Below are 23913 nucleotides of genomic sequence, written 5' to 3' on the forward strand. Positions count from 1 at the left end.
ATGCGGCGATGGAGCACCCGGTGGGCGGCTGCCGTGACGTCGGCCGTCCTGCTGACAGGGTGCGCAACCGGCGACACCTTCAGCGCGAACCCGGACGCCCACGCAGCCGTCGAGCCGCCGCCGACAGCCGAAGAACCGCTCACCCCGACGGTCGCGTGGGAGCCGTGCGAGGCCCCGTTCGAGTGCGCCACCGTCCCGGTCCCGCTGGATCACGACGATCCGGCCGCGGAGACGATCGACCTGGCGCTGATCCGCCTGCCGGCGCCGCCGGCCGGGCGTCGCATCGGCTCGCTCGTGATCAACCCGGGCGGGCCGGGATCCTCCGGCGTGGACTTCGTCCGCGCCTGGAGCGTCCAGGTCATCCCGGCCGAGCTGCGCGCCCGCTTCGACATCGTCGGCTTCGACCCCCGCGGTGTGGCTGCCAGCCGGCCCGTCAGCTGCAACGGCGGCTCCAGGGCCTTCCTATCGCAGGACCTCGCCCCCGATGACGCCGGCGAGACCGCGGCGGTCCTCGCTGCGGCGGAGGCGTACGCCACCTCCTGCGGCGACGCCAGCGCGGACCTGCTGGCCCACGTCGCGACCGCGAACGTCGTGCGTGACCTCGACGCCATCCGTGTCGCGCTCGGCGACGCGGAGCTGACCTACCTCGGCTACTCGTACGGGACGCGCATCGGGGCCGCCTACGCCGATCTGTTCCCCGAGAACGTCCGTGCGCTGGTGCTCGACGGTGCGGTCGATCCCACGCTGGATCTCACCGGTCAGGTCCGCGCGCAGGCGGGTGCGCTCGAAGCCGCGCTGAGCGAGTTCCTCGCCACCTGCGCATCCGACGAGCACTGCCCACTGCCCGCTGAGCGGTCGACGTTGGCGGCCTTCGACGCGCTGATGGCCGACCTCGACGCGCGCGGGCTACCGGCGCCAGAGCTCGGTGGACGGCTGGAACCCGGGCAGGCCGCCGTCGCAGTGCTCGCGTTGCTGCGTGATCGGCCCCGGTGGCCGCTGCTGGCGGCAGCGCTCGCGCTGGCATGGGAGGGCAACGGGTCGCTGCTGGCTGCGCCCCTCGCACCGGTCGCGGGCGATGGTGACGCTCTCGCCGACGAACTGGCGTCCCTGATGGCGGTGAACTGCCTGGACGTGCCGGCCCCGGCGCCGGGAGAGCTGCCGGCGCTCGCGACCGACCTCGCGGCGAGCGCCCCGCGCTTCGGCCCGGTGTCACTGTTCCTGCACGCACCATGTGCGTTCTGGCCGGTCGCCGCGGAGGGCGCTCCTCGCGAGATCGCGGCTCCTGGGACGCCACCGATCGTGGTCATCGGCAACCGCGGCGATCTCATCACGCCGTTCGGCTGGTCCGAGAGCCTGGTCGCCCAGCTGGACAGCGGCGTGCTGCTGACCCGGGACGGGGATCGTCATACGGCCTTCGGCGGCGAGAACGTCTGCACCGACCGCGCCGTGATCCGCTACCTGATCGAGCTAACCCCACCCGATCCGACCAGGTCGTGCGGCTGACCCACGCTGGCGTGGCCGTCGTTCAGTTGGCCACACCCCACCGGTCCTGGCAACGCTTGGAGCTGCGCAGGTCGACAGCCCGGAACGCCATCAGCTTCTCCTGCCACGCCGGGACCGGCGCGACGCCGTGTCGGTCACCCGGGCTGATCTCGTGCAGTTTGCCGCCTCGGACGTACAGCACGGCGACGTCCGGGTGGTCGTCCAGGTAGGCGCGTAACGTCAACCACGGCAGCGCGTACTCGTTGTCCGCGTACCACTGCAGCCCGGGATCCGACGACGATCGGATGGCCACGAGATCCTCCTGGACATCCGTCAAGGGCAGCGTGGCAGGGATGACGAGATGGTTCGACGTGCCCGCCACCGTGACGAGGTTGCTGTACATGTCGAAGCCGAACGCGGTCTTGAGCTCCAGGTACGGGGTTAGTCCGTTCAGCAGGACCAGCACCGGGACGAGCGCCATGGCTCTCCCGGGGAGGGCGAACAAGCCTGGCTCCGCAGCAGGTCGGTGCAGCAGCACGTGCATGACGACGACGAGCACGCACACCGCTCCGTAGGCGAACCACAGGAGGTAGGCCCCCGCCAGCGCCAGCACGGCTAGGCCCGGGTTGGCCGGCCCGAGCGCGGCCAGCAGCAGGACGGCGACGACCAGGATCAATACGTGCGCGCCCGCCTCCACGAGACCGCCCGCCCGACCGCGGGCCGTGATCTTCGACCGCAGCCAGCCGGCGAAGCCCGGCGGCAGGAACAAGACGAACAGCGCCAACAGCAGCGACGAGAAGTCGAAGAACGGGTGCGCAAGATCGGCCGCCAGCACCGTGTGGAACCCGACGGCCAGCACCACGCCCACGGTGCGGGTACGGCGCAGGACCAGCAGGACGGGGACCGCAAGCTCCACGAGGATCGTCCCGGCGACCACGGCCCCGGACACCCCGCCAGCCACGAGGTCGTCCAGGCCGAAGACCGCCAGCGACTCGCGGGCGAAGAACGTCGCGCAGCTCACCGCCGGGTCGAGGAAGTCCTGGTTGAGCTTCGCGAAGGCCGCGAAGGCGTAGAAGATCAGCAGGATCCAGCGGGCCGCCGGTGCGAACGTGCGGAACAGCTTGGCGGCGTCCAGCCTCCGATCCCTCCACCAGACCGAGGCCGCGGACGCCAGCACGGCCAGGCTGACGAAGCCGCCGACCAACCAGTGGTTGCCCAGACGCGGCGTCTCCAGCCACACGCTCAGCAGCTGCAGCGCCCCCAACAGGACGAAAAGCCGCACGTCGCGTGGTCTGACCAGCACCGCGACGGCGACGCCCCCGAGCGCCAAGAGGTTCACCCCCAGCGCCGTGGGTTCGGGGAAGGCCTCGAAGCGCATCGGTCCGCTGAAGATGTGGAACAGGACCGCGATGGCCCACATGACCGAGAAGGTCACCGCCGCGGCGCTCTCGTGGGTTCCGCGGCGCTCCGCGACTCCGTCGCCCCGAGCGACCGCCACGCCCCGGACGTCGTCTGACACGTGGATAGCCCAACGGATGCTGACAGCCGGACGGGATGCTACCCCCGCCCAGACGCCACGATCCGCGCACCGGATAGGCTCGGCGGCGTGGGCCACGGCGACCCCGCGCGGCCCCAGTGGACGCAACGAGCTCGCCGCCTCGACGCGACGGGAGGAGGGACCGCACGTGGCGACCAACGAGCAGGCCGCGGGCGACACCCATCAGCCTCTCGAGCCGGCACTGGACGCGCCCGAGCCGGATCACGAAGGACCCGACCTTCGATCGCTGGTCAATCCCGACGTCGATCCGGAAGACCTGTTGCCCAACCTCGAGCCCGTGCAGCTCCTTGACCGAGAGGGGATGTTCCACGAGCACGACAGCTACCCGCTGGACCTCAAGGGCGAGGACCTGCGGCGCCTGTACCGCCACATGGTGGTCGCACGTCGCGTGGACCAGGAAGCGATCAACCTGCAGCGTCAGGGCCAGCTCGGAGTCTACGCGTCGTGCCGCGGCCAGGAAGCCGCGCAAGTCGGTAGCGCCTATGCGCTGGCCGACCACGACTGGATCTTCCCGTCCTACCGGGAACTGGCGGCCGGGATCACCCGCGGGATCGACACGGCCGCGACGCTGCACCTGTACCGGGGGACGTGGTTGTCCGACCACGACCCGCACGAGTTCAACTTCGCGTTGATGACGATCCCGATCGGGACGCAGACGCTGCACGGCGTCGGGTTCGCGATGGGCGCACGGCTCGACGACAACCCGATCGTCGCGCTGATCTACTTCGGTGACGGTGCCACGTCGGAGGGCGATACCAACGAGGCGTTGAACTTCGCAGGGGTGTTCCAGGCGCCGTGTGTCTTCTACTGCCAGAACAACCAGTACGCGATCTCGGTCCCGCTGTCGAAGCAGACCCACGCCCCGTCGATCGCACACAAGGGCGTTGGGTACGGGATGCCGGGGCGGCGGCTGGACGGCAATGACGTCCTCGCGTCCTACGCGGTGACCAAGTGGGCGGTCGAACGGGCCCGCGCGGGGGACGGGCCGACGCTGATCGAGGCGCTGACCTACCGCATGGAGGCCCACACCACCTCCGACGACGCGACCCGGTACCGCGCGCAGGAGGAGCTGGAGTACTGGGCGACGTTCGACCCCATCTCGAGGATGGAGACGTTCCTCAAGCGCCGCGACCTGTGGGAGGACGCCTTCGCCGACGACGTCGCCGAGCAAGCCAGGCAACAGGCCGAACACGTCCGCAAGCAGATCTACGACGCGCCTCACCCGGATCCGCTCGAGCTCTTCGAGCACGTCTACGTCGAGCCCCCGCCGCACCTGCAGCGCCAGCGTGAGCAGCTGCGGGCCGAGCTCGAGGCCGCCGAGGAGCGCTGAACGTGGCCACGGTGACGATGGCGCAGGCCCTCAACCGGGCTCTGCATGACGAGATGGCGACGGACGACCGGGTGCTGGTCTTCGGGGAGGACGTCGGCCGGCTCGGCGGTGTGTTCCGCGTCACCGACAAGCTGCAGGACGGCTTCGGCCAGGAACGCTGCTTCGACACGCCGCTGGCCGAGTCGGCCATCCTGGGCACGTCGCTGGGCTTGGCGCTGTACGGGTTCAAGCCGGTCCCGGAGATCCAGTTCGACGGGTTCGCCTACCCGGCGTTCGAGCAGCTGGTCAGCCACATCGCCAAGTACCGCAACCGCTCGCGGGGAACGGTCACCATCCCCGTCACGGTGCGCATCCCCTACGGGGGTGGCATCGGTGCCGTGGAGCATCACTCGGAGAGCCCAGAGACCTACTGGGTGCACACAGCCGGGCTGAAGGTGGTGACCCCGAGCACCCCGTCGGACGCCTACACGATGTTGCGTCAGTCGATCCAGCACCCCGATCCGGTGGTGTTCCTCGAACCCAAGCGACGCTACTGGATGAAGGAGGACTGCGAGTTGCCGGTCGACGACCCGCGGCCCTTGCACCAGGCGGTCGTCCGTCACCAGGGCAGCGACGTCACGCTGGTCGCGTACGGGCCGATGGTGCGGACGGCGACGGAGGCCGCCGGCGCGGCCGCCGACGAGCTCGATGCGAGCGTCGAGGTGGTGGACCTGCGTTCGCTGAACCCGCTCGACGAGCGCAGCATCGTCGCGTCGGTGCGGAAGACCGGCCGGTGCGTCGTGGTCCACGAGGCGGCGATGACCCTGGGGATGGGCGCCGAGATCGCCGCCCGGGTGCAGGAGATGGCCTTCTACCACCTCGAAGCGCCCGTGCTCCGCGTCACCGGGTTCGATACCCCCTACCCACCGGCGAAGCTCGAGTTGTTCTGGCTGCCCGACGTTGATCGCATCCTGGATATCGTGGACCAGTCGCTGTCCTTCTAGAGGCGACGGTGCGCTGGCGTCCGACGGCGACCTGTCAGGAGGAGCAGGTGGGAGCCGGCGGTGTTCGACCGCAGACGCCAGATGGGAGCGAGCGCATGGGTGAGATCCGCGACTTCGTTGTCCCCGACCTCGGCGAGGGCCTGGAGTCGGGGGAGATCGTCGCGTGGCACGTCGACGTCGGGGACCACGTCGAGCTCAACCAGGACATCTGCGAGCTCGAGACCGCCAAGGCGACGGTGTCCGTGCCCTGCCCGTTCGCGGGGACGGTCGTCGAACGCTTCGGCGAGGTCGGCGAGGAGCTGGCGGTCGGCGAGCCGCTGGTCCGCATCGACGTGGAGGACGTCGCCGCGGCAGCCGACGTCCCAGAGGGCGTCGACGACCAGCTCGAGGTGGCCGACGAAGCCGCCTCGGCCGACTCCGAGGCGGGCCCGGAGGCCGGCGCCGAGGACGACGCCGCAGACGACGCTCACGACACCGATGTGCTGGTGGGGTACGGCGCCGCGGCGGGATCGGCGACGCGGCGGCGGCGGAACGCGACGCGCAAGCAACCCACCGGCCCGGGTGGGGACGGCGACGCGGCCTCGGCGAGCCGATCGCAGCGGCCCCTGGCCCCCCCGCCCGTGCGCAAGCTCGCGAAGGACCTCGGCGTCGACCTGGCAGCGATCGCTCCCGGGTCGGGCAAGGGCGGGATCGTCACCCGCGACGACGTCCGCGCCGCCGCGCAGGCAGCCGCTGGCGCGCCCGAGGCGCAGCAGGCTCCCGAGGCGGTCGTACCCCACACCGGCGTGGCAGCCGCCGACCTCGGCTTTCGAGGGCGCGCGCCGGGTGATGTGATCGCGCTGTCGGGGATCCGCAAGCGCATCGCCGAGAAGATGATCCGGTCGCGGACCACCATCCCGCACGCCTCGGCATCCGTCACCGTCGACTGCACCGCGACGTGGGAGCTGGCCGACCGGCTGACGCGGTCGGCACGGTCGGAGGGTCACAGCGGCCGGATCACGGCCTTCGCGGTCATGGCGCGCGCCACGGTCCTGGCGCTGCGGAGGTTTCCGATCCTCAACGCCTTCCTCGACGAAGACGCCGACGAGATCCGCCTGCTGGAGGGCATCCACCTCGGCGTCGCGGTCGACACCGACCGGGGCCTGCTGGTCCCGGTGGTTCGCGACGCCCACCGGCGTTCCACGCTGCGGCTGGCCCGCGAGCTCACCCGGTTGGCAGCGGCCGCCCGGGACGGCTCGATCCGGCCCGAGGAACTGACCGGCGGGACCTTCACCGTCAACAACTACGGGTCGCTCGGGAACGACATCGCCGACCCGATCGTCAACCACCCCGAGGCTGCCATCCTCGGCGTCGGAGCGACCAAGGAGCGGCCCTGGGTGGTGGACGGAGCACTGGCGGTGCGCCGGACAGTGACGCTCACGGTCGCCTTCGACCACCGCATCGCCGACGGCGGCGACGCCGGCCGGTTCGTGTCGTACGTCGGGGAGCTGGTCGAGGAACCGTCGCGGATCCTGCTGCACAGCTGAAGCCGCGCGCGGCGGGCACCGGACCCTCCGGGTCGTGCGTCGGCTGACGCGGCGGCCACACCCGACGGACGGACGGTGCGATGGTCGGGGCGGTCCCCGGCGAGCCGGAACCCGCCTGCCTACAGTGGCCGGCGGGCATCCACTACGCACCAAGGGAGGGCACCTTGAGCCGCGCCGCCACGCCTGCGGCCCCGGATCCCGGGACGGAGCAGCACCACGAGGGCCGCAGTCGCGTGGTCGTCGAAGGCGTCACGCCGCAGGTGGGCCTGGGGCGCTACGCGGTCAAGCGCACGGTCGGTGAGGAGGTCGTCGTCGAGGCGGACGTCTTCACCGACGGCCACGACGAGATCTCGTGCGATGTGCGGTGGAGGACGGCCGGGACGGACCGGCGCGAACCCAACCACGGTCCCTGGCACGACGTCGCCATGGAGACTCTCGGCAACGATCGCTGGCAGGCGCCGTTCACGGTCACCGAACTGGGTTTCTACGAGTACGCCATCATCGCGTGGGTCGACCGGTTCAAGACGTGGGTGCACGACCTGGAGAAGCGCGTCGCAGCCGACCAGGACGTCGGCATCGACCTGCTCATCGGCGCCGAGCTGATCGACGAGGCCGTCGCCGGTGCCGACGGACCGGACGCCGACCGGCTACAGGAGTACGCCGACCGACTCCGCGGGGACGCCCCGATGTGGGAGCGTGCGCAGGCGGCGCTGCACGAGGAGCTGACGATCCTGATGCGTCGCCACGGACCCAAGCGGTTCGCGACCACCTACCCGTACCTGCTGCCGGTCTGGGTGGACCGGGAACGCGCTCGCCACAGCGCATGGTACGAGATGTTCCCGCGCTCGGCGTCGCCCGATCCGGACCGGCACGGCACCCTCCAGGACGTGATCGACCGCCTCCCGTACGTCGAGGCACTGGGGTTCGACGTGCTGTACCTCCCGCCGATCCACCCGATCGGCGAGACAGCGCGGAAGGGCCGCGACAACTATCCGGTCGCCGACGTGGGCGACGTCGGTAGCCCCTGGGCGATCGGCTCCCACGATGGCGGGCACAAGTCGGTGCACCCGGAGCTCGGCACGGTCGAGGACGTCGCGAAGCTGGCCCAGGCCTGCCGCGATCGCGGGTTGGAGATCGCTCTGGATGTCGCCTTCCAGTGCTCACCTGATCACCCGTACGTCCGTGAGCACCCCGAGTGGTTCCTCCACCGCCCCGACGGGACGATCCAGTACGCCGAGAACCCGCCGAAGAAGTACCAGGACATCTACCCGTTCGATTTCGAGACCGAGGACTGGCAGGCCCTGTGGGAGGAGCTGAAGAGCATCTTCACGTTCTGGGTCGACCAGGGCGTGCGGGTCTTCCGGGTTGACAACCCGCACACCAAGCCGTTCCCGTTCTGGGAGTGGTGCATCGCCGAGATCCGGCGCGATCACCCCGACGTGATCTTCCTGTCCGAGGCGTTCACCCGACCCAAGGTGATGGCTCAGCTCGCCAAGCTCGGGTTCACCCAGTCCTACACCTACTTCGCGTGGCGGAACGACGCGTGGAGCCTGCAGCAGTACTTCACCGAACTGACCCGGACGGACCTGGTCGAGTACTTCCGGCCCAACGCCTGGCCGAACACGCCCGACATCCTGACCGAGTACCTGCAGTACAACGGACGCCCGGCGTTCGTGCAGCGGTTGATCCTGGCCGCGACCCTCGCGGCGAACTACGGCATCTACGGCCCCGCCTTCGAGCTGCAGGAGCACGTCGCGGTCCGGCCGGGTTCCGAGGAGTACCTGCACTCCGAGAAGTACGAGGTCCGCCACTGGCCACTGGATGCGGAGGGGTCGCTGCGCGACCTGATCGCCCGCGTGAACCGGATCCGTCGCGACCATCCAGCCCTGCACGCAGATCGTCGGCTGCACTTCCACACGATCGACAACCCGGCGATGCTGGTGTACTCGAAGTCCACGCCCGATCTCAGCGACGTCATCCTGTGCGTGGTCAACACCGATCCCCACAACACGCAGTCGGGCTGGACCCACCTGGACCTGCACGATCTCGGCCTGGACGACGGCGAGCCCTTCCAGGCCCACGACCTGCTGACCGGGGCGCGGTACCCCTGGCAGGGTTCGGCCAACTTCGTGCAGCTGTCTCCGGACGTGCCAGGGCACGTTTTCCGCATGCTGCCGCAGCACCGCACCGAGCGCGACTTCCCGACCTACCGATGACCGCCCGGATGCTCGACGGACACGGCGGCTTCGACGACGATCCGCTCTGGTACAAGGACGCGGTCGTCTACGAGCTGCACGTCCGCGCCTTCCACGACAGCGACGCGGACGGGATCGGCGACTTCGCCGGGCTGACCGAGAAGCTGGACTACCTCCGTGACCTCGGTGTCACGGCCCTGTGGCTACTGCCGTTCTACCCGTCGCCGCTGCGTGACGACGGGTACGACATCGCCGACTACACCGCGGTACACCCGTCGTACGGCAACCTGCGGCAGTTCAAGAGGTTCCTGCGCGAGGCCCACCGCCGTGGACTGAAGGTGATCACCGAGCTGGTCATCAACCACACCTCCGACGAGCATCCGTGGTTCCGACGGGCGGTGGCGGCGCCGCCGGGCAGCAGCCACCGTGACTTCTACGTGTGGAGCAAGACCGCTCACCGCTACGAGGACGCCCGGATCATCTTCCAGGACTTCGAGTCGTCGAACTGGACCTGGCACCGCGGTGCCGACGCGTACTACTGGCACCGGTTCTACTCTCACCAGCCGGACCTCAACTACGACAACCCCGAGGTCACGGCGGCGGTCGAGGAGGTCCTCGACTTCTGGATGGACCTGGGTGTGGACGGGATGCGCCTGGATGCCATCCCGTACCTCGTCGAGCGGGAAGGCACCAACTGCGAGAACCTCCCCGAGACCCACCAGGTCCTGAAGGACCTGCGCAAGCACCTCGACGCCACGCACGACAACCGCATGTTCCTCGCCGAGGCGAACCAGTGGCCGGAGGACGCCGCAACCTACTTCGGTGACGGCGACGAGTGCCACATGAACTTCCACTTCCCCCTGATGCCTCGACTGTTCATGGCGGTGCGGATGGAGGATCGCTTCCCGATCATCGACATCCTGCAGCAGACGCCCGAGATCCCCGAGGTCTGCCAGTGGGCGGTGTTCCTGCGCAACCACGACGAGCTGACGCTCGAGATGGTCACCGACGAGGAACGCGACTACATGTACCGGGCGTACGCCCGTGAGGAACACATGCGGGTCAACCTCGGCATCCGCCGGCGGTTGGCACCGCTGCTGGGCAACAACCGCCGCTTGATCGAGCTGCTGAACGGCCTGCTGTTCTCGATGCCCGGCACGCCCGTCCTGTACTACGGCGACGAGATCGGCATGGGTGACAACATCTTCCTCGGCGACCGCAACGGCGTCCGCACCCCGATGCAGTGGTCGTCGGACCGCAACGCCGGGTTCTCGCGCGCCAACCCGCAGCGGCTGTACCTGCCCATCATCATCGATCCCGAGTACCACTTCGAGACGGTGAACGTCGAGGCGCAGCAGGCCAACCCGTCGTCGTTGCTGTGGTGGATGAAACGCCTGATCGCGTTGCGCAGGCGACATCGGGTGTTCGGTCGGGGAACCATCGAGTTCCTGTTCCCCGACAACCCGAAGGTGCTGGCGTTCGTCCGTGCGTACGGCAACGAGCGGGTCCTGGTGGTGGCCAACCTCAGCCGGTTCACGCAGGCGGTCGAGCTCGACCTGTCCGACTACCGGGGGGCCACCCCGGTGGAGATGTTCGGCCGCACGCCGTTCCCCTCGATCGGGGAGCTGCCCTACTTCCTGACGCTCGGGCCGCACAGCTTCTACTGGTTCACGATCGACCACACCCGCGAGGAGATCGCCGTCGGGTACCGCGGCCAGCAGGCGGAACCGGCACCGAGCGTGGCCGCCGAGGAGCGCGCAGTGCCGGTCGTGACCACCACGGGTTCGTGGCAGAGCCTGTTCCGTGGCCGCACCACCGCCGCGGTGGAACGGGTGCTGCCGGCGATCCTGGCGGAGCGGCGCTGGTTCGGGGGGAAAGCCCGGACCGTTCAGATGATCGCGGTCGAGGAGAGCGTGTCCATCCCGGTGGCCGACGGCGCCTGCGAGCTGGTCATCCTCCGCGTCCAGTACACCGAGGGCGAGCCAGAGACCTACGCCTTGCCGGTGGCGTTCGTCGAGGAGCAGTACGAGGGCGGTGTGCTGGCCGACATCCCCACCGCGGTGCTCGCCCGGGTCCGCCCCCGGAGCGGGAAGGGCGACAGCGGCGTGCTGTTCGACGCGATGTGGAAGCGCGAGTTCGCCGAGGCACTGCTGGAGATGGTCGGTCGCCGCCGCAGGATCTCCGCGGCGCACGGTGAGGTGCAGGCCACCCCGGCGCGGGCGTTCCGTCAGCTGCGCGGCACCGACCAACTGGAACCGTCGGTGGTCCGCGCCGAGCAGTCGAACACGTCGGTGCTGTACGGGCAGCGTCTCATCTTCAAGCTGTTCCGCCGTGTCGAGCCGGGCATCAACCCGGATCTGGAGATCGGGCGGTTCCTCACCGAACGGGTCGGCTTCGAACACACCCCGCCGTTGGCGGGCGTGCTGGAGTACCGGCGCCAGCGCGGGGAGCCGCTGACGCTGGCGCTGCTGCAGGGCTTCGTCCCCAACGAGGGCGACGCGTGGGCGTACACCCTCGACTCGCTCGACCGCTACTACGAGACCGCCCTCGCCGAGACGCGCGACGGCCCGGATCGGCCACAGCTGCCCCGGAAGACGCTCACCGCGCTGGCCCTCCAGGACATCCCCGACGAGGTGCACGCGCGCATCGGGCCGTACGTGCCGTCGGCGGAGCTGCTCGGTCAGCGCACCGGTGAGCTGCACATGGCCCTGGGGTCGGATCCCGACGACCCCGCGTTCGCCCCCGAACCGTTCACGACCCTCTACCAGCGTTCGCTGTACCAGTCGATGCGGACCCTGACCCGCAAGACGTTCCAGTTCCTGCGGCGCGGGTTGGAGGTCATCGAACCCGACAGCCGCGGTGACGCCGAGCGGCTCGCCGAGCGTGAGCAGGATCTCCTCGACCGGTTCCAGGCCCTCACGCAGCGCAAGCTCGATGCCGTCCGCATCCGCACCCACGGCGACTACCACCTGGGACAGGTGCTGCACACCGGCCGGGACTTCGTGATCATCGACTTCGAAGGGGAGCCGGCCCGGCCGCTGGGGGAGCGGCGGTTGAAGCGATCGCCGCTCCGCGACGTCGCGGGCATGGTGCGCTCGTTCCACTACGCGGCCTACGCCGGCCTGTTCGAGCAGATCGCACGGGGGGTCGCCGGACCCAGCGAGCAGGTCGAGGCCTTGGAGGACTGGACGCGGTACTGGTACGTGTGGGTCAGCGCAGCGTTCCTGCGCTCCTACCTCACCACCGTCGGCGACGCCCCGTTCGTCCCTGGCGACCATGAGCAGCTGTCGACCCTGCTGGAGGCCTACCTCCTGGAGAAGGCGGTGTACGAGCTCGGGTACGAGCTGAACAACCGCCCCGGCTGGGTGCGCATCCCTCTGCAGGGCGCGTTGCAGCTGCTGGAGAGCTGATGGTCGACGCCGATCCGCTGGCCGCACTGGCTGATCTGCACGGGATCCAGCGCACCTACGAGGACGCGTGGGGGCGCCGGCGCCGCGCCGGCGCGGACAGCATCCTCGCCGCCCTGCGTGCGCTGCGCGTCCCGATCGAGTCGCCAGAACAGGCCCCCGGGGTCCTGAAGGCCGGGCTGCGCGAGCGATGGGCGCGGCCGCTGGAACCGGTCGTGGCGGCGTTCGGCGGGGCGGTCGTCGAAGTCGAGGTCCGCCTGCCCGCCGAGGCGATCGATCACCCGGTCGTGTTCGAGCTGACGCTGGAAGCCGGGGAGCGGTACGTGTGGTCGGAGACCGCCGCGGGGAGGGCACCCCAAGCGGTCGAGACGCGCGACGGCGTGACCTACCAGGCGCACGTCTTCGACCTGCGCGACCTGCCCAACGGTTACCACGACCTGGTGGTCGAGACCGGCGCGGCCAGGGCCGCCGGGAGGGTGATCGTCGCCCCAGCGCGCGCCTACCATCCCGAGGACCGCGGGCACGGTTGGGGTGCGTTCCTCCCGCTGTACGCGCTGCGGACCGACCGCGACTGGGGCGCCGGCGACCTCACCGACCTGGCGTCGTTCGCGCGGTGGATCGGTGAGCGCGGCGGGGCGGTGGTGGGCACGCTCCCTCTCCTGCCGGTCTTCCTCGGTGGTCCCGGGGAACCCCACGACCCCAGCCCCTACAGCCCGGTGTCACGCCTGTTCTGGAACGAGCTGTACCTCGACCTCACCCGCGCACCGGAGTTCGACCGCTGCCAACCGGCACGGGCGCTCGTCGACTCCGACCGCTTCGCCGCCGAACGCGATGACCTGCGCCGTGCGTCACTGGTCGATTACCGCCGCCTGGCGCGGCTCAAGCGCGAGGTGCTCACCGCGCTGTCGCGGTGCTTCTTCGAGGATCCCGGCGACCGCCGCGGCGACCTGGAACGGCTCGTCGCCCAACGGCCCGAGGTCGAGGACTACGCGCTGTTCCGCGGCGCCGTGGCCCGGTACGGCTCGCCGTGGTGGGAGTGGCCCACCGGGCCGCGCGACGGGGAACTCGAACTCGACACGGTCGACCTCGACGTCGCACGGATGCACCTGTACGCCCAGCTGCTGGCCCGCGAGCAGGTCGCCGCGCTGGCCACCGACCTGCGCCGGTCGGGACAGCACCCGTACCTGGACCTGCCGATCGGGACGGTCGCGGACGGCTACGACGTGTGGCGTCACCGGGAGATGTTCGCGCGCGGGGCGTCGGCCGGAGCGCCCCCGGACAAGATCTTCACGGGCGGCCAGAACTGGGGGTTCCCGCCGCTGCACCCACATGCCGTGCGCGCGTCCGGCTACCGCCACGTGGTGGACGTGCTCCGCCACCACCTCGAGCTCGCCGACGAACTTCGCCTCGACCACGTGATGGCCCTGCACCGGTTGTTCTGGGTCCCCGACGGGATGGAGACGTCCGGCGGCGTGTACGTGCGGTACCCCGCCGACGAGCTGTACGCGGTCCTGTTGTTGGAGAGTCACCGCCACCGGTCGAGGGTGATCGGCGAGAACCTGGGCACCGTCCCCGACGAGGTCGAGGACGCGCTGCGCGAGCGGGGCGTCGCACGGATGTACGTGGTGCAGTACGAGGCGGACCCCGACGCCGACCCGGTCCTCCCGCCGATCCCCGCCGACACCGTCGCCAGCGTCAACACCCACGACATGCCGCCGTTCGCCCGGTGGTGGCACGGTCGCGACGCACAGGACGGGGTGGAGCTCGGACTCCTGGACGAGGTGGAGGCGGGACGCCACCGCGAAGACCGTGCCAAGGTGCGATCGAAGGTCGCTGCACTGCTCAACGCCCAGGGCGGGCTCGGCCCGGATCGGACCGAGGATCCCGGGGCCGTGCTGGAGGCGCTTCTGGAGTGGCTGGGTGCCAGCGACGCGCGGCTCGTCCTGGCCAACGTCGAGGATCTGTGGCAGGAGGACGAGCCACAGAACACGCCGGGCACCGTCGATGAGCGGATCAATTGGCGCCGCCGGGCGCGGCACCGGCTGGAGGATCTCGGCGACCTCCCCGGCGTGGTGGACGCCGTCGAACGGATCAGCAAGGCACGCTCGGCCGGAAGGACCTCAAGCGATGGCCAGTGACAGGCAGCAGGACGTGACCGAGGCGACCAGGCACGACAGCACCGGGAACGGTCCCGCCCCGATCGCCGAGGGCGCAGCCTCCCCCGAGGCGGCGGCCGACGCGGCCCCTCCTGCGGCGCCACCAGCCCCGGCCTGGTCGCGGCTCACCGCCGACGACCTGTACCTGTTCAACGAGGGGTCCCACCTGCGGCTCTACGACAAGCTGGGCGCCCACCTGGCGACCGACGAGGGGCAGGCAGGGGCGACCTTTGCGGTGTGGGCGCCCAACGCCGACTACGTCGCGGTGGTCGGCGACTTCAACGGCTGGGACCGCGGGGCGAACCCGCTTCGGGAGCGTCATGGCTCAGGGGTGTGGGAAGGGTTCATCCCCGGCGTCCAGCAGGCCGACGCCTACAAGTACCACGTCGCGTCCCGGCACGCCGGGTACCGGGCCGACAAGGCCGACCCCTACGCCGTGCACGCCGAGACGCCACCGCAGACGGCCTCGAAGGTGTGGGGCCTGGACTACGCCTGGGGCGACGACGAGTGGATGCGCACCCGCAGCGAGCACAACGACCTCGGCGCTCCGACCAACATCTACGAGCTGCACGTCGGCTCCTGGCGACGCCGCCCCGAGGATGGTGACCGGCCGCTGTCCTACCGGGAACTCGCCGAGCCCCTCGCCGAGTACTGCGTGCAGATGGGGTTCACCCACGTTGAGCTGCTGCCGATCACCGAATACCCGTTCGGCGGATCGTGGGGCTACCAGACGACCGGCTACTTCGCGCCCACCAGCCGGTTCGGGACCCCCCAGGACTTCATGGCGTTCGTCGACACGCTCCACCAGCACGGCGTCGGCGTGATCCTCGACTGGGTGCCGTCGCACTTCCCGAGCGACGAGCACGGGTTGGGTTACTTCGACGGGACGCACCTGTACGAGCACGCCGACCCGCGCCAGGGCATCCACCCGGACTGGAACAGCTTCATCTTCAACTACGGCCGGGCGGAGGTACGCAGCTTCCTCATGTCCAGCGCGATGTTCTGGCTGGACCGCTACCACATCGACGGCCTGCGCGTGGACGCCGTCGCGTCGATGCTGTACCTGGACTACTCCCGGCGGGAGGGGGAGTGGATCCCCAACGAATTCGGCGGGAACGAGAACATCGAAGCGATCAACTTCCTGCGCCGGTTCAACAGCGAGGTGTACGCCGCCTTCCCCGACGTCCAGACCATCGCCGAAGAATCCACCGCCTGGCCGATGGTGTCACGACCGACCTACATCGGTGGTCTCGGGTTCGGCATGAAGTGGGACATGGGGTGGATGCACGACACGCTCGAGTACTTCAGCCAGGACCCGGTGCACCGGGCGTGGCACCACAACCAGCTCACGTTCCGTGGGATCTACGCGTTCACCGAGAACTACTGCCTGCCCCTGTCCCACGACGAGGTCGTCCACGGCAAGGGGTCCCTGATCGAGAAGATGCCCGGCGACCGCTGGCAGCGGTTCGCCAACCTCCGGGCGCTGTACGGCTACATGTACACCACACCGGGGAAGAAGCTGCTGTTCATGGGCGACGAGATCGCTCAGTGGCGCGAGTGGAACCACGAGACCAGCCTCGACTGGCACCTGCTGGAGTACCCCGAACACGACGGCGTGCAGCGCTGGGTGCAGACGCTGGGCGCCACCTACCGACAGGAGCCGGCGCTGCACGAGCTCGACAACCATCCCGACGGCTGGGAGTGGGTCGACGCGTCCGACTGGCAGCAGAGCGTCATCACCTACGTGCGCAAGAGCCGCGAAGCGCGGGAGATCATCCTGGTTGCGTGCAACTTCACCCCGGTGCCCCGACACAACTACCTGGTCGGTGTGCCTCGCAGCGGCTTCTGGCGCGAGATCCTCAACAGCGACGCGGCCGAGTACGGCGGCAGCGGCATCGGCAACCTCGGGGGCGTGGAGACCGTCCCGTTCGCCGTGCACGGCCGGCCGTACGCCGTCAACCTCACCATCCCTCCGCTCGGCGTCGTCGTGCTCAAGGCCGAGTCCGAAGGGGGCTGGACCGAGTCACGTACGTGACCGGGGCGCGGCTCGGCGCGACGTGTTCGGGTGACGGCCGCACGGAGTTCCTGGTGTGGGCGTCCAAGGCCGAGCAGGTCGAGCTGCTCCTCGACGACCGGCAGATCGCGATGCAGCCCCTGCCGCGGGGGTACTTCCGTGCGGTCGCCGACGACGCGGGCCCGGGTACCCGGTACCGGTACCGCCTCGACGCCGACCTCGTCCGCCCCGACCCGGCATCGCGCCACCAGCCAGAGGGCGTGCACGGGCCCTCCGCCGTGGTCGATCCGGACTTCCCCTGGAGCGACCAGCACTGGCACGGCCTGCCGCTCCGGGACCACGTCATCTACGAGCTGCACGTCGGGACGTACACCGACTCCGGGACGTTCGACAGCGCAGCCAAGCGCCTCGACGAGCTCGCCGAGCTGGGGATCACCGCCGTCGAGGTGATGCCGGTCGCGGAGTTCCCGGGCGCACGCAACTGGGGCTACGACGGGGTGCTGCCGTTCGCGGCGCAGTCGACCTACGGCGGGCCCGACGGGTTCCGCCGTTTCGTCGATGCCTGCCACGCACGCGACCTGAGCGTCATCCTCGACGTGGTCTACAACCACTTCGGTCCCGAGGGCGCCTACCACGCCGACTTCGCCCACTACTTCACCGACCGCTACGGCACGCCGTGGGGTCCGGCGCTCAACTTCGACGACGCCTGGAGCGACGAGGTCCGGCGGTACTTCATCGAGAACGCGTCGTACTGGCTGGACGACTGCCACGTCGACGGCCTGAGGCTCGACGCGGTCCACGCGATCTTCGACCGGTCAGCGTTGCACATCCTCGACGAGCTCGGGCGCGCCGCCCATGACCTGGCCGAGCGTCGCAACCGCCGCATCGCGGTGATCGCCGAGAGCGACCTCAACGACCCGCGGCTGATCCGCCCACACGAGCTCGGCGGGTACGGGCTGGACGCCCAGTGGAGCGACGACTTCCACCACGCCCTGCACGCACTGCTGACGGGCGAGCGAGCCGGGTACTACGCCGACTTCGGTGGCGTCCGCCACCTCGCCGCCGCGCTGAACGACGGTTTCGTGTTCACCGGTCAACGGTCGGTTCACCGCGGGCGACGACACGGGGCGGCTCCAACCTCGGTCCCCGCGGAACGGTTCGTGGTCTGCGCCCAGAACCACGACCAGGTCGGTAACCGCCGTGACGGCGAGCGGCTGCCGGCGCTCGTGCCGTGGGACGCGCTGGCGGTCGCCGCCACCTGCGTCGTGCTGTCGCCGTTCGTCCCGTTGCTGTTCATGGGGGAGGAGTACGGCGAGACGAACCCGTTCCAGTACTTCGTCAGCCACACCGACGCGGACCTGATCGAGGCGGTACGGGCGGGACGGAAGGAGGAGTTCGCAGCGTTCGGGTGGGTGGGTGAGCCCCCCGACCCGCAAGACACCGCGACGTTCGAACAGTCCCGCCTCGACCACGGACGCAAGGACGAGGAACGGCACACCGCCCTCCTGGACCGCTACCGGCGGCTGCTGGCGTTGCGCCGCGACGTTCCGGCGCTGGCGTCGCTGGACCGCGAGCGCCTGGAGGTCACCACCGGCCATGCTCAGCCGGTGCTGGCGTGGCACCGCTGGACCACCGACGGTGACCGGGCGCTGGTCGCGGTCAACGCCGGAGACCAGATGGCGACGCTCGAGCGGCTGCGTGTCCCCGATGGCCGGTGGCGGTTGGTGGAAGGATCGCGAGACCCACCCCCGACCCTGTCCAGCGACGGAACAGCCGCGTTGACGCTGGGTCCCTGGGCCACCGCCGTGTACCGCTACGAGCGCGACCGCGTGCTCGAGTCCGTGGGCTGACCACAGCCAGGCCCGCCTGGAGTTGCCGTACCCTTCGAGCCGGCCGCAGCCACTGCCGCCTCTCACCGACCGCCACGAGGAACGAGCACGGTGCCGCGCTACGTCTGTGTCCACGGGCACTTCTACCAGCCGCCCCGCGAGAACCCGTGGCTGGGTTCCATCGAGGCGCAGGACTCGGCGTACCCCTACCACGACTGGAACGAGCGCATCACCGCCGAGTGCTACGCGACGAACGCGGCCTCGCGGGTCCTCGACGACACCGGCCGCATCGCCCATGTCATCAACAACTACGGGCGGATCAGCTTCAACGTCGGCCCGACGTTGCTTGCGTGGATGGCCCGCGCCGCCCCCGACATCCACCAAGCGATCGTGGACGCCGACCACGACAGCCAGAAGCGCTTCTCCGGACACGGCTCCGCGCTGGCCCAGGCCTACAACCACGTGATCATGCCCCTGGCCAACCCTCGGGATCGGCGCACGCAGGTGTCGTGGGGTGTCGCGGACTTTCGTCACCGTTTCGGCCGGGATCCCGAGGGGATGTGGCTGCCCGAGACGGCCGTCGACCTCGACACACTCGAGGCCCTGGCCGAACACGGCATCCGGTTCACGATCCTCGCGCCCCACCAGGTCCGGCGGGTCCGCCGCATCGGTGAACGCTCGTTCGCTGACGTGACCGCCGACGAGGTCGACACCAGCGTCGCGTACCGGGTGGCCCTGCCGTCGGGAGGGCGGCTGGCCGTGTTCGTCTACGACGGGCCGATCTCGCGGGCGGTGGCGTTCGAGGGACTGCTGTCCGACGGCCGGCTCCTCGCCGGACGGCTCGTCGGTGCCTTCCGCGACCACGGCGGCCCGCAGCTGGTGCACATCGCCACCGACGGGGAGAGCTACGGCCACCACCACCGCCACGGCGACATGGCGCTGGCCTTCGCCCTGCACCAGCTGCAGGCCGCCCCGGATGTGGAGCTGACCAACTACGGGGAGTTCCTCGAGCGGTACCCGCCCCGCCACGAGCTGCAGATCGCCGGGGACACGTCGTGGAGCTGCACGCACGGCGTGGAGCGTTGGCGGTCGGACTGTGGCTGCGGCGGCGACGGCCGCCCCGCGTGGGACCAGGGCTGGCGCGCCCCGCTCCGCGAGGCCCTGGACTGGCTCCGCGACGAGGTGAACGGCCACTTCGAGCGTCGTGCCGGGCTCACGCTGGCCGACCCGTGGGCGGCCCGCGACGCCTACATCCGGGTGGTCCTCGACCGCAGCGCGGCTGGCGTCTTCCTCGACGATCACGCCCACCGGCCGCTGAACGACCAGGAGCGCAGCCAGGCGTGGAAGCTGCTCGAGCTGCAGCGCCACGCCATGCTGATGTACACCAGCTGCGGATGGTTCTTCGACGACCTCGCTCGGATCGAGACGATCCAGGTGCTGCAGTACGCCGGCCGGGCGATCGAGTTGGCCGGTGAGGTGCTCGGGATCGACCTCGAAGGTGGGTTCCTGGACCGGCTCGCCCACGCCCGCAGCAACGACCCGGCCGAGGGCGACGGGCGGGACGTCTACGACCGCCACGTCCGCCCCGCCATGGTGGGCCCGGCCAAGGTCGCGGTCAACCACGTGGTGAGCTCCCTGTTCGACGGCCAGCCCCGCATCCCCAACTACACCGTCCAACGGGAGCGCGGACGGACGCTGACCGCAGGGGCTGCCCGCCTCGCGGTCGGGCGGGTGACGGTGCGGTCGGTGATCACCGCCGAGGCCGCCCGCCTGGAGTGCGGGGTGCTCCACCTCGGTGACCACAACCTCGACGCCGGGGTCCGTGACGCCGGTCAAGACGCCGCCTACGACGCGATGGCCGCCGAGCTCGGCGACGTCTTCGCCGTCGCGGACTTCCCCGCGGTGATCCGCCGCCTCGGGCGGCACTTCGGCGACCAGCGCCACTCCCTACGGACCCTGTTCCGCGACGAGCAGCGCCGGATCCTGCGCACCATCCTCGACTCCTCGGTCGAGGACGCCCGTGCCTCCTACCGGGCCATCTTCCGACTGCGGGCACCGCTCATGCGCTACCTGACCGACCTGGGCGGATCCTTGCCGCGGACCTTCCAGCGGGCCGCCGACGTGGTCGTGAACGACGACCTGCAACGGGCGCTGACCGCCGAAGACGTCGACCCGCAGCACGTCCAGGCGCTCCTGGACGACGCCCGAGCCTGGGACATCGAGCTGGACATCGTCCGGCTCGCCCACGCGGTGAGCGCGATGCTGGCATCGCTGGTCGAGCAGCTGGCGCGGAGACTCGCCGAGCCGTCGTTGTTCAGGCAGTTCGGTGAGGCGGACGGTGCGGCGCTGTGCCGCGCCACCACGCTGGCGCAGATGACCCGGTCGTTGCCGTTCGACGTCGATCTGTGGCGCCCCCAGAAGGTGTTCTACGACATGCTGCAGTGGGTCTACCCCGACCTGGCAGGCCGGGCGCAGGCCGGCGACGCGGCTGCGGCCGCCTGGAGGGCGCGGATCGAGGAGCTCGGTGACGCGCTCGGCGTCGCGGTCGCTGCCGGCCCCGTGTAGTCGGCGCGGTATGCACGTCCCCACGGCGACCTACCGGCTCCAGCTCGACGCCCGGTTCGACCTGCGCGCCGCCGCAGCGATCGTGGACTACCTCGCCGAGCTCGGCGTCGGCGACGTCTACCTGTCTCCGATCCTCACGGCCCCGCGGGGCGCCGCTCACGGTTACCACGTCACCGACCCGACGCGGATCAACCCCGAGCTGGGCGGCGACGAGGGCATGGCCACGCTGGCCGCCGCACTGACGGACCGCGGCTGCGGCTCGCTGCTCGACATCGTCCCCAACCACCTGGCTGCCAGCACGGAGAACCCGTGGTGGGTCGATGTGCTCACGCACGGGCCCGCGTCGGCGCAGGGCTCGTCGTTCGACATCGACTGGGAGGCGAGCGACGGTCGGGTGGTGTTGCCGATCCTGGGGCGTCCTCTCGACGAGGCGATCGACGCCGGGGACATCACGCTGGCTCTCGACGACGATGGGCTGCACCTGGACGTCCCCGGTGATCGTCTGCCGCTGGATCCCGCGACGTGCGCCGAGGTCTTCCGGCCCACTCTGGCCCGCCTGCGTGTCACCCTCGGCGATCATCATCCGGCCGTCCGGGAGCTGGCCCGCCTGGTCGGCATCGCCGAGCACGTCCCGCCCCGCCACGCCAGCAGCGACCACGAACGCCACCGCCGCCACGAACTCGCCGACGAACTCACCCAGCGCCTCCGCCAGCTCGACGCGCACAGCCCACCGCTGCATCGGGTGTTCACCGACGCCGTCCGTGAGGTCCGAGACGAGCGTCTGCGCGACCTCCTCGAGCGCCAGCCCTACGAGCTGGCGTTCTGGCGTACCGGTGTCGAGCGGTTGAACTACCGGCGGTTCTTCGACATCACCGACCTGGTCGGTGTCCGTGTCGAGGACCCGCAGGTCTTCGCCGAACGCCACGAGCGGATCTTCCAGCTGATCGCGGACGGGGCGGTCACCGGGCTGCGGGTCGACCACGTCGACGGGCTTTTGGATCCCGGCGGTTACCTCACGACACTCGAGCGCCAGGGCCGGTCGGCGGCGACCGGCGGTGCGCACGGCCGCTCGGGTGACGGGCCGGACGCGACCGGCGCAGGCGAGGGGAGCGGTGGGGGCCACCCCGATCGGTTCTACGTGGTGGTCGAGAAGATCCTGGAAGGCGACGAGCCGCTGCCGCAGGAGTGGCCGGTCGCCGGGACGACCGGCTACGAGTTCCTCAACGCGGTCAACGCCGTGCTCGTCGACGGCGAGGGGCTGGCGCGCATCGAGGAGATCTACCGGGACGTGACCGGGCGGCGCACCGCCGTCGCCGACACCCGTTACCGCTGCAAGGTCGACGTCCTGCAGGAACTGTTCCGCGGAGAGGTCGAGGGGCTCACCCGGCGCCTGGTCGATCTGGCGGGGCGGATCCCGGAGGTCGCCGGCGTGGCGGTCGAGGCGCTGCGCGAGACATTGATCGCGCTCACCGCGGCGTTCCCCGTCTACCGCACCTACCTCAGCGACGGGCACCTACCTGCCCGTGACCGAGCGCGGCTGGAACACGCGACCGGTGAGGTCCGTCGTCGCCGGCCGGACCTCGACGGTCGTGAGCTGGTCTTCCTCGAGCGCGTCGCCGCCCTCGACGTGCCGGTCGGGATCGACGAGGACGTCCGCCGCGACTGGCGCGAGGTGGTCCTGCGCTGGCAGCAGCTGACCGGGCCGGCCATGGCCAAGGGGTTCGAGGACACCACCTTCTACGTCGAGAACCGGCTGATCAGCTTGAACGAGGTCGGGGTGGATCCCGACGGGATCGAGCGCCCGGCCGGCGTGTCCGGTTTCCACCAGCGGGTCACCGACCGGGCCAGGACGTGGCCGCACGCCATGACGGCGACGTCCACGCACGACACCAAACGGTCGGAGGACGTCCGGGCACGCCTGGCCGTCCTCACCGAGATCCCCGACGAGTGGGCCGCGGCCGTCACACGCTGGACCGCGTCCAACGCCCACCACCGCCGCGACGTCGACGGGCGCACGGCCCCCGACCGCAACGAGGAGTGGCTGCTGTACCAGGCCCTGATCGGGATGTGGCCGCTGCATCGAGACGATGAGACCGACGTGCAGGCACGGGTCCGGCAGTTCGCTCAGAAGGCCGCCCGCGAGGCGAAGGTCAACACGTCGTGGCTCGACCCCGACGAGCGGTACGAGGGGACTCTCCTCGGCTTCGTCGACCGGGTCCTGGCCGACGAGGAGTTCGTCGCCGACGTCCGCCGTTTCGTCGGCCGTGTGGCGCTGCCTGGCGCCGTGAACAGCCTGAGCCAGGTGCTGCTCAAGCTCGTCGCCCCGGGCGTGCCCGACACGTATCAGGGCACCGAGCTGTGGGACTGGAGCCTGGTGGATCCTGACAACCGCAGGCCCGTCGACTACGTCCACCGCCGGCGGCTGCTGGACGGCGTCCGGTCGGCGGTGGCCGCCGACCCGGTCGCGGCCGCCGACGACGCCCGCGAGGGCTGGCGTGACGGGCGGGTCAAGCTGCTGGTGGTGTGGCGGGCCCTGCAACAGCGCCAGGCCCGTCCGGCACTGCTGCGGGATGGCACCTACGAACCGGTGGTGGCCAGCGGCGTGCACCGCGACCGCGTGGTGGCGTTCCTGCGCCGGGACGCCCAGGAGTGGATCGCCGCGATCGCGCCGCGGTGCGCCGCCGCGATCGGCGCCGGCGGGTGGCCCGTGCGGGGCACGTGGGGCGACACGGTCGTGCAGCTGCCGGGCACCGCCGGGGCGCGGGAGCTGCTCACCGGCCGTGTCCTGACGCTGGACGACGGCCGTCTGCGGCTCGCCGACGCGTTCGCGCACCTGCCGGTGGCGCTGATCTCACCGACCTAGAGTTG

12 protein-coding genes are annotated in these 23913 nt (G+C 70.5%); 11 read left to right on the forward strand and 1 reads right to left on the reverse strand.

Annotation, left to right across the window (positions count from 1 at the left end):
• Nucleotides 1–1503 (forward strand): alpha/beta hydrolase, encoded by a 1503-nt coding sequence (locus tag KY462_10360; protein MBW3578120.1) that lies wholly within the window; start codon nucleotides 1–3, stop codon nucleotides 1501–1503.
• Between the two features lie 22 nt (nucleotides 1504–1525).
• On the opposite strand, the gene KY462_10365 is transcribed toward KY462_10360, so the two are convergent.
• Entirely contained in the window at nucleotides 1526–3001 is a 1476-nt protein-coding gene (locus tag KY462_10365) for an HTTM domain-containing protein (protein ID MBW3578121.1), read from the reverse strand.
• Nucleotides 3002–3017: 16 nt separating this feature from the next.
• Here KY462_10365 and pdhA point away from each other — a divergent pair, with 16 nt between their 5' ends.
• The 10 genes from pdhA (at nucleotide 3018) to treY (ending at nucleotide 23908) form a co-directional block, all read left to right on the forward strand.
• Entirely contained in the window at nucleotides 3018–4370 is a 1353-nt protein-coding gene (gene pdhA, locus KY462_10370) for a pyruvate dehydrogenase (acetyl-transferring) E1 component subunit alpha (GenBank protein ID MBW3578122.1), read from the forward strand.
• A gap of 17 nt (nucleotides 4371–4387) precedes the next feature.
• Nucleotides 4388–5353: an alpha-ketoacid dehydrogenase subunit beta gene (locus KY462_10375; protein MBW3578123.1), complete on the forward strand. Its 966-nt coding sequence runs from the start codon at nucleotides 4388–4390 to the stop codon at nucleotides 5351–5353.
• Nucleotides 5354–5448: 95 nt separating this feature from the next.
• The gene (locus KY462_10380; GenBank protein ID MBW3578124.1) at nucleotides 5449–6879 is read left to right on the forward strand and encodes a 2-oxo acid dehydrogenase subunit E2; all 1431 of its coding nucleotides are present in this window, start codon (nucleotides 5449–5451) and stop codon (nucleotides 6877–6879) included.
• A gap of 80 nt (nucleotides 6880–6959) precedes the next feature.
• On the forward strand, nucleotides 6960–9095 hold the full coding sequence (locus KY462_10385; GenBank protein MBW3578125.1) for an alpha-1,4-glucan--maltose-1-phosphate maltosyltransferase: 2136 nt from the start codon (nucleotides 6960–6962) through the stop codon (nucleotides 9093–9095).
• 8 nt (nucleotides 9096–9103) lie between these two features.
• On the forward strand, nucleotides 9104–12484 hold the full coding sequence (gene treS, locus KY462_10390) for a maltose alpha-D-glucosyltransferase (GenBank protein MBW3578126.1): 3381 nt from the start codon (nucleotides 9104–9106) through the stop codon (nucleotides 12482–12484).
• Complete coding sequence (malQ, locus tag KY462_10395) at nucleotides 12484–14619, forward strand: 4-alpha-glucanotransferase (GenBank protein ID MBW3578127.1); 2136 nt, start codon at nucleotides 12484–12486, stop codon at nucleotides 14617–14619. The genes treS and malQ overlap by 1 nt, the downstream gene beginning before the upstream one ends.
• On the forward strand, nucleotides 14609–16672 hold the full coding sequence (glgB, locus tag KY462_10400) for a 1,4-alpha-glucan branching protein GlgB (GenBank protein MBW3578128.1): 2064 nt from the start codon (nucleotides 14609–14611) through the stop codon (nucleotides 16670–16672). The genes malQ and glgB overlap by 11 nt, the downstream gene beginning before the upstream one ends.
• Entirely contained in the window at nucleotides 16669–18501 is a 1833-nt protein-coding gene (gene treZ / locus KY462_10405) for a malto-oligosyltrehalose trehalohydrolase (GenBank protein MBW3578129.1), read from the forward strand. Before glgB ends, treZ begins: the two co-directional genes overlap by 4 nt.
• Before the next feature lie 90 nt (nucleotides 18502–18591).
• Nucleotides 18592–21045 (forward strand): DUF3536 domain-containing protein, encoded by a 2454-nt coding sequence (locus tag KY462_10410; GenBank protein ID MBW3578130.1) that lies wholly within the window; start codon nucleotides 18592–18594, stop codon nucleotides 21043–21045.
• A 10-nt stretch (nucleotides 21046–21055) separates the two neighbouring features.
• Nucleotides 21056–23908: a malto-oligosyltrehalose synthase gene (treY, locus tag KY462_10415; GenBank protein MBW3578131.1), complete on the forward strand. Its 2853-nt coding sequence runs from the start codon at nucleotides 21056–21058 to the stop codon at nucleotides 23906–23908.
• The last annotated feature ends 5 nt before the right edge of the window (nucleotides 23909–23913 follow it).

The organism is Actinomycetota bacterium, from assembly GCA_019347675.1.
Taxonomy (GTDB): domain Bacteria; phylum Actinomycetota; class Nitriliruptoria; order Nitriliruptorales; family JAHWKO01; genus JAHWKW01.